Raw genomic sequence first — 14208 nt, forward strand, 5'->3', positions numbered from 1 at the left:
GGTGTTGGCCAGACTGAAGTTGACCCAGGCCGTGCGGGTCCAGACATGATAGGTCTCGGCCGTGGCGTCGCCGTTGATCACGATTGTGTCGCCGCCTAGGCCTTCCAGGCCGCCGTTGATCGTGTCGCGACCGCCGCCGACGTTCCAGACGATGGTGTCGTCGCCGGCGCCGCCGTTGATCGTGTCGTTGGCGGCGCCGCCGTTGATCGTGTCATCCCCGGCGTCGCCGTTGATGGTGTCCGTCCCGTCCTCGCCGTTGAGGATGTCGGCGCCGTTGCCGCCGTTGACGGTGTCGTTGCCGGTTCCGCCGTTGACGGTGTCGTTGCCGTCGCCGCCGCTGAGGACGTCGGCGCCTGCGCCGCCGTTGATGAGGTCGTCGCCGCCCAGGCCGTTCAGCGTGTCATTGCCGCCGGCGCCGTTGAGGATGTCGGAGCCGAGCAGGGTGCCGTTGACGTTGTCGGCACCGCCCGCGCCGTTGAACAGCAGGCCGACCGGGGTGGTCGAAGCCGAGATGACCTGCTCGGGATTGCCGGCGTTGTCGTTGAAGCTGACCACCGCGCGCAGCGGCTGGTTCACCTGGGCCGCGCCGGGCGTGAAGCCGGCGGTGGTGGCGCCGGGAATGTTGGCCCAGGTCCCGTTCGGCGCCTGCACCTGCCACTGGATGGCGAGGCTGGCCAGGTTGATCCCCTGGGCGTCGCTGATGGCGGCCAGGTTCAAGGTCAGCGGCTGTCCCTGGGTCGGGGTGGTGTCGCTGATGACCGGCGCGCCGGTCGCAGGAGTGTTCAGCACGGCGACTGGGGAGGTGGAGGCCGAGATGGCCTGTTCGGGGTAGCCCAGGTTGTCGTTAAAGCTGACCACCGCGCGCAGGGCCTGGTTCACTTGAGCCGCGCTGGGCGTGAAGCTGGCCGTGTTGGCGCCGGGAATATCGGCCCAGCTCGAGTCCGGCTGCTGCTCCTGCCACTGGATGGTCAGGCTGGCGACGTCGATTCCTTGCGCATCGCTGATTCCGGTCAGGTCCAGCGTCAGGAGTTGGTTCTGGGTCGGCGTCGTGTCGCTAATGACCGGCACGCCGGTGGCCGGGGTGTTGACGATGTCTAACGTGACATCGGCGAACTGAAGGCGCTCGACGTTGTAGAGCCGGTCCGTGCCGTCCGAGACCAGGGGCACGCCCGCCGTCTGGGTCACATGGGTGATGATGAAGCCGCCGTCCTCAGCCCGGGTGATGTCGTAGTTATCGCGGACGTCCCAGAAGACGGCGGTGTCGATGTCGCCGGCCTGACCGCCGTCCAGGATCTCGCGCACGATGTGCAGTTGCGAGGGAGCGATGATCCGGTCGACCATCAGCTGGAACAGCGACTTGCCTTGCCAGGCGGCGGGAATGCCGGCGCCCGTGCCGAAGACGTGCTTCATGCTGGTGATGGTGCCGATTTCATTGGCCGCGGTGTTGTCCTGACCCGCGCCGGTGATGCGGATGCGCGCGTTCAGCCAGTTGTCGCCATCCAGAACATCGTCGCCGCCGTTGCCTTGCAAGCGGTCGCTGCCGGCGCCGCCGAGCAGGATGTTGCCGCTGTTGAAGGCGACCAGGGCCTCCAGCTGCGCGGCCGTGGCGCCGGCGGGGGCGGCGTCGATCAGGTCGCTGAGCAGTTCGCGCAGACCGTCGATGCGGTTGACGCCGGCCTGGCTCAGTTCGTCCTTGAAGAAGACGCCTTCATTGGCCGCCACGATGTCAGGGTTGACCGGTCCCGGCGGAATCTCGGCAAGGCTGGCGACGCGGTCGTCGCCGATCAGGGTATCGTTGCCGGTCCAACCCGACAGGGCCTCGACCTTGTCGAAGCGGTTGCGCAGGACATCCTGTTCCTCGGTGGTGAAGATCTTGATGCGCATATCGGCGTAGCCGTCGATGCGCGCGCCCTGGAAGGTCACCCAGTCGAAGCCGAACATCCCCTCGTTGCGCATGACGCTTTCGCCCTGGACCATGATGTCGTCGCCGGACTCGGCGTCGAAATCCTGTTCGTCCGAACCCGCGAACATCACGTCATGGCCGATGATGGTCGAGTTGAAGAACAGCTCGGAGTTGTCGCCGGCCAGGGTGTCGAATCCGGCGCCGCCTTCCATCCAGTCGTCGCCCTCATTGCCCATCAGCAGGTCGACGGCGTCGCCGCCCAGGATGAAGTCGTCGCCCGAGCCGCCGAACACCTCGGTGTCGTCGACGCCGACGAAGACGGCGTCCTTGCCGCTGCCGCCCATCAGGACGTCGATTCCGTTGGAGTTGGCGATGACGTCGTCGCCGCCTTCACCCTTCAGGAAGTCGCCCGAGTCGCCGCTGTCGGTGATGATGTCGTCACCTTCGCCGCCGTTGATCAGGTCGACGCCGGCGCCGGATTCGATGCGGTCGTTCCCGCTTCCGCCCCAGACGGAGTCGTCGCCGAAGTCGGTGATGATCGTGTCATTACCAACCGTGCCGCCGATCGAGACGTGCTCGCCGCCGGTGAAGCGGATAAAGTTGGTCTCCACGGCGGCGGTCAAGGGGTCGTCGCGCTGAACCTTGCCGCGGCCCAGGCCCTCGAGCACCGGGTCATTGCCGGTCGGGTCGGCCCCGATCTGCATCGCCGCGTTGACCTCCAGGAAGTGGTCGTAGTTGGCGAAGACGTTGATCCCCAGGTGCCGATCGACGATGTCGTCGCCGGTCCCGCGAATGCCGTCCGCGCCCGGGTCAGAGAGGGTCGTGTTCTTCAGGATCATTTTCGCAAAGGCGTTTTCTTCCAGCTGGTTCAGGACGTTCAGGCCTTGCGTGCGGGTCAGGTAGTAGAAGCGGTCGCCGTCCTGCAGGTTCTCCATCTGGGCTTCAAAGACCGCGTTGAAGGTCGAGCCCAGCATGCCGCCGAACGGCATCTTCTTCTCGGCCAGGCCGCCGATCCACAGGTCGATGGCGTTGACGCCGGTGGTCGCCGCGGGGCCGTTCAGCCAGGCGATCCGCGCCGCCTTTTCGGCGGCGGTTTCGCCCGCCGCGCCGAAGACCAGATTCCAGGCCGCATCACGCTTGTCGGCCGAGTTCGTCGCGCCGGTGATGCTGGCGTGCGTGCCGTAGGCGGCGATGAAGTTCACCACGGACAGGGGGTTCTTCAGGTTGGCCGCGAAGTCGACCCAGTTCTTGTAGGGCTCCAGGAAGGTCGATCCCGTCGCGGCGTAGAGCTGGGCGCGGGCGTCGTTGAGCGACGGAATGCCGGCGTCGCGACCGCGGGCGATATTGATGGCCGGCAGGTCCAGCGGCAGGCCCAGCAGATTGTTGCGCAGGGCGCCGGTGACGAACTCGTCGATCTCGTTGCCGCGCACCCGGGTCATGCCGGCGACGATGGCGGCGGTGGCTTCGTCCGCCGTGCCCAGGGCGTTCATGGCGACAGGATTGAGGAATGCCTCGATCAGCCCGATCTCGCTCTGGGCGCCGGTGGTCGGGTCCATCAGGCCGATGTTCTCGGTCAGCATGGAGTGGCCGAAGCGGTAAACCGTATGGGCGAACTCGGCGAAGATCGCCGGGTTGATGTCGGTCGTGCTGTTGAAGACGAAGGGGTCGATCAGGGGTTGCACCTGACGCGCGAACTCCTCGAAGACGAGGTGCTGGTACTGCATCTCGGTGGCGAAGCGGGCCGCCTGGAACAGGCGTTCGCCGTCCCAGTTCAGCGTGTTGGCGTAGGCCAGCTGGTCCAGGGCCGACAGGGAGGCGAAGTTGGAGGGCAGGCCGGCGATGTCGGTCGCCAGCCATTCGTTGATGAAGGCCAGGTCCGCCGACTGCAGGACGGTCAGCTTCTGGGCCTCGACCTGACGGTTGTGTTCCGAGTGGAAGACGTGGTGCACGGCGGTCAGGCCGATATTCTCGTTGCCGCGTCCGTCGCCCGTGGCGAAGTGGGCGTTCAGCAGTTCGTCGTCATAGGCGACCTTGCGGCCGCGGAAGTCGGTGGCGATGGCGTTGCCGGCGACATTGTCGGCGTCCGCCTGCACGACCAGGGTTCCGGGCGTGGCCGGGTCGCCGTCGGCGTCGAACACCGAGCCGGGCACGGCGTTGTGGGCGATGTCGTCGAGGAAGGCGTGGGCCGTGCGGATGGGGCCAAAATAGCTGACGCCATTGATGACGACCGGCGTGGTCGCCATGGCGAGCAGGTCGATCGGATTGGCGGCCGTCCCGGAAATCACGATGTCGTCGGCGGTGTTGGGCGTGCCGTCCGCGCCCAGACCGAGAATGACCTGGGCGTAGCCGGTCACGGGATCGGGAATGAAGCGGCCGTAGGGGTCGGTGCGCAACAGGGGAACGTTGAAGACGTCCTGATCGCCCAGTTTGATGCCCAGCATCGTCTGGGCCTGGGCCTTGACGTCGCCCCAGGTGCCCAGGCCGCCGGTCGCGCCGTCCAGCAGGTGGCCGGTTGAGACGGTCCGCCCGTTCACAGTGGCGTACTCGCGCAGGAAGACCTGATGCGAGGCGTGGGAGGTGTAGGTCTGGTTCTGGTCGACGAAGGGGGTGGTGACGTTGACCGCCTCATGGTTGGTGTCGTCGGCGGTCCCCAGGATGCCGTCCGCGCCCGGCCCGGCGACCGGGGTCGCCCGGCTCAACACCATGAAGGCGTTCTGCGCCGAGACCTCGTCGCCGGTCCCGGGCACGCCGTCGGGGCCATGGGTTCTCAGCGGGTCGTCGGGCGCCAGGGGGATGTAGATGGTGCCGTTGTTGGTCTTGGTGATCAGGTCCAGGCCGTGGTCGAAGAACTGGCCGAAGAAGGTCATCCAGCTGTTGAAGGGCGCGCTCAGGCCTTCGTCCGCCGCGACGTTGGGAATGACGATCGAGCCGTTCACGGCTTCGATCCCCTTGGCCTCCAGCACGGCGCCGAAATCGGCCTGGGCCGCGTCGCGCGCGGCCTGTTTGGCGGCCTCGTCCAGGGCGGGGTCGGCGTTGATGGCGACAATCGTGCTGATCAGGGTCGCATGGGCGGCGCGCACCACGTCCAGGTCGCCATAGACGTCCGCCGAGCCGGCGAAGGTCAGGGCGGCGACGATGGCGGCCGGGTTGTTGAAGCTCATGTCGGCGACAAGATTCGAGATCAGGCGCGGATCGGCGTCCGCGACATTGCCCGAATGGCCGCCGTTCACGCCGGGCGTGGGCGAACCGACCGTGCCGTAGTTGTTGTTGGTGACGGTCTGGCCGCCGCCTAACGTCATGGAGTCGTCGTTCTCATTGATGAAGTTCGGATTGAGCAGCCGCGGCATCGGTTGATCGGCCGCGCCCCAGAGCTCGCGGCCCTCGACGATGTTGTTGAAGCTGCCGTCGACCGTGCGCAGGCCGAAGGGCGTCTTCGGGTCCGGGATGGCCCTGAGGAAGGTCGGATCGAAACTGGGCGAGGTGTACCAGGCCCGGTCGGTGATGACCCGGCCGCTGGCGTCCAGCCTGATCTCGGTCAGGGGCGTGCCGTTCGCGTGAGCTTCCGCGATCTTGATCTGCTTCAGGATGAATTCCAGATCATGTTTGTTGAGCGCGACCATCATAGCCTCCAAGGCGGAAAGAGCCTGGAGACCCGGCCAGAAGCGCGGCTCGGCGGGGGCGGTGGCTTCGGACCTGATCGTGCAGGGCTCGAATGCAGTCGCGACCGTCGGGCGGGCTCGAGGACAGGCCTCCCGTTACCCCGAGTGTCATCCCGCCGTCGGCGCCCGTCGATTTGTCCTGCCGGACTAGTTCGTTTCGAGGTCGGCCCTAGCTACTGTCCGTCAGGACTAAGCCTTTGGTCTTAATCCGAACGGCTTAATCGGGAGAGCTCCCCGCTCGCGGTCACGATCCCTCCTTCCGCCTGGGTCGGCCGTTCTCGTCGACGGCGACCATGACGAATTCGGCGGTGGCGGAGTGGCGGCGATCGCCGGTCAGCAGCCCCTCGGCCCAGAGCTGGACCTCGACCGCCAGGGAGCTGCGGCCGACCATCTTCACGCGCGACGCCAGTTCGACCATGTCGCCGCCGTGGATGGGGGTTCTGAAGTCGATGCGGTTGGTGGCGGCCATCACCACCACCTCGCGCCTGTGACGGGTCGCCGCGACGAAGGCCGCCTTGCCCATCAGCTTCAGCGCGTCGCCGCCGAACAGGGTGCCGTAGTGGTTGGTCGTCCCCGGAAAGACCATCTCGGCCGTCCGCAGCCAGCCGTCGTCCGGTTCATCGGCTGACGGCGCCGGGGGCAGGGCGGGGGCGTCGCCCTCTCCCCCAAGCGCGACCATGTTGAACAGGCCCTGGGTGCACAGGCGACGTTCGCCGGTCAGCAGGGCCTCGGCGTGGAGGGTGACCTCCACGCCGAGCGAGGTGCGGCCGACCCGCACGACCCGCCCCGCCGCCTCGACCATTTCGCCGATCCGGGCGGGGGCGGCGAAGTCGATCCGCTCGCATCCCGCCGTCACCACGGACCGCCGCGCGTGACGGCTGGCCGCCAGGAAGGCGACCTTGTCCAGGTGCGCCAGTCCGACGCCCCCGAACAGGGTCCCATGGTGGTTGGCGTCCCCCGGGAACACCATGTCGATCAGGCGGACGCTCATCCGCGCGCGATCAGGGCGGCGGTCACCATAGTGGCGATGGCCGCCTCGGTTTCCGGCCATTTGCGGGTCTTCAGACCGCAGTCGGGGTTCACCCACAACCGGTCCGCCGGCAGTTTGATCGCGGCGGCCCGCAGCAGGTCGACCATCTCGTCCAGACCCGGCACGCGCGGCGAGTGGATGTCATAGACGCCGGGGCCGATCTCGGCCGGATAGCGATAGTCGGAGAAGGCGTCGAGCAGCTCCATCTTCGAGCGCGAGGTCTCGATGGAGATGACGTCGGCGTCCATGGCGCCGATCGACTGGATGATGTCGTTGAACTCCGAATAGCACATATGGGTGTGGATCTGGGTCGTGTCGGCCACGCCCGAGGCGGCGACGCGGAAGCTCTCGACCGCCCAGTCCAGATAGGATCGCCAGTCGGCGCGACGCAGCGGCAAGCCCTCGCGCAGGGCCGCTTCGTCGATCTGGATGATCGGCGCGCCGGCGGTTTCCAGATCGACCACCTCGTCGCGGATGGCGAAGGCGATCTGGCGACAGGTGGCGCTGCGCGGCTGGTCGTCGCGGACGAAGGACCAGTTCAGGATGGTCACGGGCCCGGTCAGCATCCCCTTCATCGGCTTGTCGGTCAGGGACTGGGCGTAGCGCCACCATTCGACCGTCATCGGCCGGGGCCGCGACACGTCGCCGTAGATGATCGGCGGACGCACGCAGCGCGAGCCGTAGGACTGGACCCAGGCGTTCCTGGTGAAGGCGAAGCCCGACAGCTGCTCGCCGAAATACTGGACCATGTCGTTGCGCTCGAACTCGCCGTGGACCAGCACGTCGAGGCCGACGCCTTCCTGCCATTTCACCGTGCGGGCGGTCTCTTCGCGCAGGAAGGCTTCATAGGCGGCCGCGTCGATGAGGCCCTTGCCGTGGTCGGCGCGCGCCTTGCGGACCTCGGGCGTCTGGGGGAAGGAGCCGATGGTGGTGGTGGGATAGGACGGCAGGTTCAGCTTGCGACGCTGGCTCGCGCGACGCACCTCGAACGAGGACTGGCGCCGGGACAGCGACGGATCGGCGTCGGCCGCGCGGGCCTGCACCGCCGGATCGTTGATGCGCGGCGAGGTGCGGCGTGACGCCACCGAGGCCGAGGCGGCGTCCAGCAGGTCGCGCACGCTGTCGCGTCCCTGGTTCAGCGCCTTGGCCAGGGTCGCCAGTTCGGCCACCTTCTGGACGGCGAAGGCCAGCCAATCCTTGATCTCGGCGTCCAGCGCCGTCTCGCGCTCCAGGTCGATCGGCGAATGCAGCAGGGAGCAGGACGGAGCGACGATCACTTGACGCCCGCTGGCCACGACGGGCTCGATGCGGTCGAGGACGGCGTTCAGGTCGGCCTTCCAGACGTTGCGGCCGTCGATGACGCCCAGCGACAGCACCAGGTCCGGCCTCGCGCCGGCCAGGACCGCGTCCAGTTGCTCCGGCGCCCGCACCAGATCGACGTGGAGACCGTGAACCGGCAGCCACAGAACCGTCTCCAGATTGTCGCCCAGCGCCCCGAAATAGGTGGTCAGCATCACCTTGATCGGCGGCACGATGTCGGTCAGCACGCGGTAGGCGTGGCGATAGGCTTCGCGCGCCTCGTCGGTCAGGTCCGTGACCAGGCAGGGTTCGTCCAGTTGCACCCAGGTCGCGCCCGCCCGCGCCAGCGACCGCAGGACCTCGGCGTAGATCGGCAGCAGCCGGGGCAGCAGGGTCAGGGGGTCGAAATCCGCATCCCGCGCCTTGCCCAGCAACAGATAGCTGACCGGCCCCAGCAGGACCGGACGCGTCTCGATCCCCAGGGCCTTGGCTTCCAGATACTCATGCAGCGCCTTGGTCGAGCCGAGACGGAAGCTCTGGTCGGCGGTGAATTCGGGCACCAGATAATGGTAGTTGGTGTCGAACCATTTGGTCATCTCGGCGGCGGGAAGGCCTTCGCCCTCATGCGAGTGCGCGTGGCCATGAGCGCAGGCTGCTTCGCCGTGGCCCTGCCCATGGCCCTGGGTCCCGCGCGCCATGGCGAAATAGGTCTCCAGCCCGACCCGCTCGTCGTCCCAGCCATAGAGGGCGGGCACGGCGCCCACCATCGCCGTCGTGTCCAGCACATGGTCGTAGAGAGAGAAGTCGTTGGAGGGGATCACATCGGCGCCCAGATCGCGCTGTCGGTCCCAGGTCTGGACGCGCAGCGAGGCGGCCACGGCCGTCAGATCCTCCGCGCCGATCTTGCCGGCCCAATGCTCCTCCAGCGCGGTCTTCAACTCGCGCCTGGGGCCGATGCGGGGGAAGCCGAGGGTGGCGGCCTGGACGGGCGGTTTGGCGGTCATGGTCTCGAAGCCTTTGCTGTGGCCAGGCTTCGGACAGGGTCGCGCGCGCGTCCGCGCGGATTCGTCGGTCCGGCGGCGCATTTGCGGCCTGACCGGACACCCCGCCGGAGGACGTTATCTGTCGGGGCAGGTCTCCTGGCTCACGGGTCACGGCTTCGGGTCCGGCCTTCCCGGCGTCGAAACGCCAGTGACACGAGATGGACCTTCGGCTCGCCGCTTACAGTTGCGGGGGCAGCGCCGGCGTCGCACCGGCTTCCCTCTTAGCTCCGCGCCGCCGAAACGACGCGCAGACCACGACAGGGCCCAAATGCGGCGGGAACGGAGACGAAGTCAAGAGATCATATAAAGATATCTTTATATGGTTATGCGTCTTTCCACTTGGAAAAGCGCCTTTCAGTCGGCGCGCAGGATGGTGATGGCTTCCTCGCAGAAGGCGATCCTCTGGCTTTCAAACGTCAGTCCGGCCTTGAGCACCAGGTGGCGCAGCTTCTGGTCGAGGGAGGTCTGCGCCTGCGGAAAGTCCCGGGCTTCGATCTGGCGATAGGTCGCCAGCTTGTCGCGATGCTGCGCCGCCAGCTGCTCCAGTTCCTCTACCAGCCGGGTCGGGCCGACGACGGCCTCGGCGCGTAGCCGGACCATCAGTTCGTCGCGGATCGGCAGCAGGCTCTGGCTCTCGGCGACCCAGCGCTCCAGCTCGCTGCGTCCCGCCGGCAGCACCCTGTATTGGCGTTTGCGCCCGCGTCCGCCCTCGACCGGCAGCCCCTCGATCCAGCCGGCGGCCTCCAGCCGGGCCAGTTCGCGATAGATCTGCTGATGGGTCGCCTGCCAGAAATAGCCGATCGACCGGTCGAACCGTCCCGCCAGATCGGAGCCGGACCCGGGATGTTCGGTCAGGGCGGTCAGCAGGGCGTGCGGCAGGGACATCGGGTTCTCGACGGTGGTTCAGGCCCGGACTTTAGTCGCGAACTCAGCCGAGACCACCCCGAGACGGGCGGTTGGCGCGAAGTCGAATCACGACGAACCCAGGCGCGACGCTGACGTTGTTGCGGCGGTCGTGACGGCGCTGTAGGCAGCGGCCTAGGGTTCCCGCATTCAGGCGTCTTCGTGTCTAACTTGCGTCGGCTTGACGGCGTGGGCGGCGGGGCGCACCTGTAACAAGCTTAACGGCTTTCCGCTGGGATGGGATTTCGGATGACGAAAACTTTGCTGTTCGCGGGCGCGGTTGCGCTCGCCCTGACGACCGCGCCGCTGGGCGCCGTGGCCCAGGATTCGGGCAAGACCGCAACCTATGGCGAGATTTCCCTGAGTGCGGGGTTCACGCCGGATCCCCATCGGGTGTCGGTGACGGCCGGGGGCTCGATCGACGCCTATGCGGATACGCCGCTGCCTGCGGAATGCGTGGGCAAGGTCGCGGACGCGCCGGATTTCGAGGTGACCTATGAGGCGGGCCGCCTGCCGCTGGTGTTCCGCACCCTGTCGTCGGTGGACACGACCCTGATCATCAACGGGCCGGACGGTCGGTGGCATTGCGACGACGACAGCTATGGCGACGGCGACGCCGAGGTGCGCTTCGAAAAGCCGCGCAGCGGAACCTACGACGTCTGGATCGGCACCTTCGGCGAGAACATGGCCGACGCCACCCTGCTGATCACCGAGACGCCGTGACGCGGCATGACGACGAGGGCCTTACTGGTCCTCGTCGAACTTGCGGGCGACCAGGTCGCTGAGGGCCTCGATGGCTTCGGCCGCATCGGGGCCCTCGGCCTCGATCTCGACGCCGCAGCCGATGCCGGCGCCCAGCATCAGCAAGCCCATGATCGAGCGGGCGTCCACGGTGACGCCGTCGCGCGTGACGCGGATTTCGGATTCGAAGCCCGAGGCCAGTTTGACGAACTTGGCCGAGGCGCGGGCGTGCAGGCCGCGCTGGTTGCAGATGCCGACGGTGACCTGGACCGGCCCCTGAACGGGAGTGTCGCTCATTTCTCGCCCGCCAGAACCCAGGACGCCACCGAGATATACTTGCGCCCCGCATCCTGCGCATGGGCGACGCAGGTCTCCAGGCTTTCACGCCCGCGCACGCTGGCCAGCTTGATCAGCATGGGCAGGTTCAGCCCGGCGATGACCTCGGCGTGGGTCTGCTCCATCACCGAAATGGCCAGGTTGGAGGGAGTGCCGCCGAACATATCGGTGAGCAGGATGACGCCGTCGCCGTCGTTCACGGCGGCGGCCGCATCGACGATGTCGCGACGGCGCCGCTCCATGTCGTCTTCGGGGCCGATGCAGATCGCGGCCACGCCCCTTTGAGGGCCGACCACGTGCTCCATCGCCGCCAGAAATTCAGAGGCGAGGCCCCCGTGGGTGACGATCACCAGCCCGATCATGAAGGCTTCACCAAGACAATCCGCCCCGCACTGCTGTCCTCAGCGAACGCCCCAAGGCGTCCAGACTGATCTGCAAGCCGGCCTTCATAGGCCAATCGCGCGCCGGTTCAAAGAGCGGCGAGTGCGGTTGCGACCACCTGCCCCGCCGAGGCCGGGCGCGGGTCCAGCCGCAGTTGCGGAATCGTCACGCCGTTCCAGGTCCAGGCGGCCGGTTCGGGCAGACGCTCGATGGGCTCGTGCGTGCACTGGACGGCCAGGGCGATCCGGGAGACGGGCCGCAGCGGGGCCGCGATTATGCCCAGGCCGCGCACCTCGATCTGGCCGATGATCGTGGTCGGGGCGCCGCCGTAGAGGGCGCCGTCGGAGGCCCACAGATGGGTCCAGTCGTCGGCGATCAGTCGCCAGCCCTGACCGATCAGCCGCAGGGCCAGATCGCTCTTGCCGACGCCTGACGGGCCCTGGATCAGGACGCCGCGCCAGCCCAGGGGCGTATGGCGGGCCACCGCGGTGGCGTGAAGGGGTTGCAGCGGTTCGGTCATGGGCGGCGTCCGGCCAGAGGCAGCAGAACTTCAAAGCGTGCGCCGACCACGGCACCGTCCTCGTCGGCGCGGTTCTCGGCGTGAACCCGTCCGCCGTGGGCGTCGACGATCTGGCGCACGATGGACAGGCCCAGACCCGAGTTGGCGCCGAAGGCCGCGCCCTTGGGCCGCGAGGTGTAGAAGCGTTCGAACACCGTCTCGAGATTTTCCGGCGGGATGCCTGGGCCGTCGTCCTCGACCCGGACGCGCAGCGGCAGGTCGGGATGGCTGTCGTCGCGTTCCAGCCGCACGCGGACCTCGCCGTCCGGCGGGCTGAACGAACGGGCGTTGTCGATCAGGTTGCGGAACACCTGGCCCAGGGGGATGTCGCGGCCTAGGACCCGCGCCGCCTCGGCGGTGGAGGCGAAGCGGACCGTCGCCTCGCCGGGTTTCCGGCCGCCCTCATAGACGGCGATGATGTCGCCCAGCAGTTCGTTGAGGTCGATCAGGCGCGGGCGGTCGCGCGACAGTTCGGCGTCCAGGCGCGAGGCGTTGGAGATGTCGGTGATCAGCCGGTCCAGGCGCCGCACGTCCTGTTGCAACAGGTTGGTCAGCCGCGCCCTCTGCTCGTCGGTCTTGACCAGGGGCAGGGTTTCCAGCGCCGAGCGGATCGAGGTCAGGGGGTTCTTGATCTCGTGGCTGACGTCGGCGGCGAAGCGTTCGATGGCGTCCATGCGCGTCGACAGGGTGTCGGTCATCGACTCCAGGGCGCGGGCCAGGTCGCCGATCTCGTCCTTGCGGTCCTCGAGGTCGGGCAGGGAGATGGCGCGGGCGCGTTGCAGGCGCACCTGATCCGCCGCCGCCGACAGGCGCATGACGGGCCGGGCCACGAACAGGTGCAGCACCAGGGAGGCCAGCAGGTTCACCGCCAGGGCCACCAGGGCGAAGGGCGTCAAGGCCCGGCGCTGGGCGGCCAGGGTCTCATCCACGTCGCCGGCTTCCAGAGTCAGGACGCCGAGCACCTGCTGCACGTGGCGCACGGGCAGGGAGACCGAGACGACGCGGTCGCCGTCCTCGTTGCGGCGCACGCCGGCCTGAGGCGCGCCCTGCTGGGCCCGTTCGACCTCGGCCGACAACTCGGCGTAGGCGCGGTTCAGGCGAGCGTCTTCACGCGGAGAGGGCTCGCTGGGGGACAGGGCGCTCCCGGCGGGATTGGCCGGGGGCAGGGGGGCGCCCGGAATGGCGTCGGTGACGGCGTAGCTGTCGGACACTAGCAGGCCGTCCTGATCATACAGGCGGGCGCGCTGGCCTTCGGGGATGAAGTTGTCGCGCAGCCATAGACCGGCCGATCCGGGGTCCAGCGCCGGATAGGGCTCGCCTCGCGTGATGCCCAGCTCCCCCAGCACATTGGCCAGAAGCTCGGCCTGGGACGACAGGGATTCCTGACGTGCCTCGATCAGGCCGCGCTGCCATTCGTTCAGCGCCAGGGCGCCGCCGAACAGGATCAGCAGGCTGAGCAGGTTGAGCGCGAGAATAAAGCCGCCCAGACGCGATCCGCCGAAGCGGAATCGACGCCGCGCCGGGGCGTCCTCGATCTCAGCTTTCGCGGTAACGGTAGCCGACGCCATACAGGGTCTCGATCGCGTCGAACTCGGGATCGACCACCCGGAACTTCTTTCGCATCCGTTTGACGTGGCTGTCGATGGTGCGGTCGTCGACATAGACCTGATCGTCGTAGGCGGCGTCCATCAGGCTGTCGCGGCTCTTCACGAAACCGGGGCGCTGGGCCAGGGCCTGGAGCAACAGGAACTCGGTGACGGTCAGCTTGACCGGCCTGCCTTCCCAGGTGCTCTCGTGACGGGCCGGATCCATCGACAGCTTGCCGCGCTTGATGGCCTTGCCGGCGGCCTCCGCCGCGGTCTCGACCTCGCCGCCGTCGGCGCCGGTCCGGCGCAGCAGGGCCTTGACCCGCTCGATCAGCAGCCGCTGGCTGAAGGGCTTGTGGATATAGTCGTCGGCGCCGAGGTTGAAGCCGAGGATCTCGTCGATCTCCTCGTCCTTGGACGTCAGCATGATGACCGGCAGCTGCGAGGTCTGGCGCAGGCGGCGCAGCACCTCCATCCCGTCCATGCGCGGCATCTTCACGTCCAGAATCGCCAGATCCGGGGGCGTGGTCTCCAGCGCCTCCAGGCCCGAGGCGCCGTCATGATAGGCCGTGACCTTATGGCCATGGCTTTCAAGGGCCAGGGACACGGAGGCGACGATGTTCTCGTCGTCGTCGACCAGAGTGATGTTGGCCAAGGGCTTCTCCTGAGTGCGGGCGGCGGCGGTCGTTCGATCGGCCGTCGCGGGTCGATTGCTCAACGCGCGACAAGCGTAACCGTTCTATTCCATCGTGGTGACATTACGGCCAC

The 14208-nt window shown here is 67.7% G+C and carries 10 protein-coding genes and 1 riboswitch; of the genes, 1 reads left to right on the forward strand and 9 read right to left on the reverse strand.

The genetic code is table 11. From position 1 onward, the window contains the following. The 4 genes from ACREEF_RS09420 to ACREEF_RS09435 all read right to left on the reverse strand — a co-directional run. Positions 1-5523: peroxidase family protein (locus tag ACREEF_RS09420; RefSeq protein WP_431565330.1), on the reverse strand; the 5523-nt coding region annotated here is incomplete at its 3' end. Between the two features lie 283 nt (positions 5524-5806). Continuing rightward, positions 5807-6553 carry an acyl-CoA thioesterase gene (locus ACREEF_RS09425; protein WP_431565331.1) on the reverse strand — a complete coding sequence of 249 codons (747 nt, stop codon included), beginning with the start codon at positions 6551-6553 and terminating at the stop codon, positions 5807-5809. Further along, positions 6550-8895: a 5-methyltetrahydropteroyltriglutamate--homocysteine S-methyltransferase gene (gene metE / locus ACREEF_RS09430; protein WP_431565332.1), complete on the reverse strand. Its 2346-nt coding sequence runs from the start codon at positions 8893-8895 to the stop codon at positions 6550-6552. The genes ACREEF_RS09425 and metE overlap by 4 nt, the downstream gene beginning before the upstream one ends. A 108-nt stretch (positions 8896-9003) precedes the next feature. Continuing rightward, a riboswitch (cobalamin riboswitch) is annotated at positions 9004-9206 on the reverse strand. Between the two features lie 82 nt (positions 9207-9288). Then, entirely contained in the window at positions 9289-9819 is a 531-nt protein-coding gene (locus ACREEF_RS09435; protein WP_431565333.1) for a PadR family transcriptional regulator, read from the reverse strand. A gap of 267 nt (positions 9820-10086) precedes the next feature. On the opposite strand from ACREEF_RS09435, the gene ACREEF_RS09440 reads away from it, so the two are divergent. Continuing rightward, complete coding sequence (locus ACREEF_RS09440) at positions 10087-10560, forward strand: peptidase S1 (protein ID WP_431565334.1); 474 nt, start codon at positions 10087-10089, stop codon at positions 10558-10560. 21 nt (positions 10561-10581) lie between these two features. Here ACREEF_RS09440 and ACREEF_RS09445 read toward each other — a convergent pair whose 3' ends face one another. From ACREEF_RS09445 to ACREEF_RS09465, 5 genes are all read right to left on the reverse strand, one after another. Then, the gene (locus ACREEF_RS09445) at positions 10582-10875 is read right to left on the reverse strand and encodes an HPr family phosphocarrier protein (RefSeq protein WP_431565335.1); all 294 of its coding nucleotides are present in this window, start codon (positions 10873-10875) and stop codon (positions 10582-10584) included. Beyond that, positions 10872-11276, reverse strand: coding sequence for a PTS sugar transporter subunit IIA (locus tag ACREEF_RS09450; protein ID WP_292035039.1), 405 nt, complete (start codon positions 11274-11276; stop codon positions 10872-10874). The genes ACREEF_RS09445 and ACREEF_RS09450 overlap by 4 nt, the downstream gene beginning before the upstream one ends. Before the next feature lie 107 nt (positions 11277-11383). After that, positions 11384-11815, reverse strand: coding sequence for an HPr kinase/phosphorylase (locus tag ACREEF_RS09455; RefSeq protein ID WP_431565336.1), 432 nt, complete (start codon positions 11813-11815; stop codon positions 11384-11386). Then, positions 11812-13422 (reverse strand): ATP-binding protein, encoded by a 1611-nt coding sequence (locus tag ACREEF_RS09460; RefSeq protein WP_431565337.1) that lies wholly within the window; start codon positions 13420-13422, stop codon positions 11812-11814. The genes ACREEF_RS09455 and ACREEF_RS09460 overlap by 4 nt, the downstream gene beginning before the upstream one ends. Then, on the reverse strand, positions 13391-14095 hold the full coding sequence (locus ACREEF_RS09465; protein WP_431565338.1) for a response regulator transcription factor: 705 nt from the start codon (positions 14093-14095) through the stop codon (positions 13391-13393). The genes ACREEF_RS09460 and ACREEF_RS09465 overlap by 32 nt, the downstream gene beginning before the upstream one ends. Between the last annotated feature and the right edge of the window lie 113 nt (positions 14096-14208).

The organism is Brevundimonas sp. (assembly GCF_050729455.1).
GTDB lineage: Bacteria > Pseudomonadota > Alphaproteobacteria > Caulobacterales > Caulobacteraceae > Brevundimonas.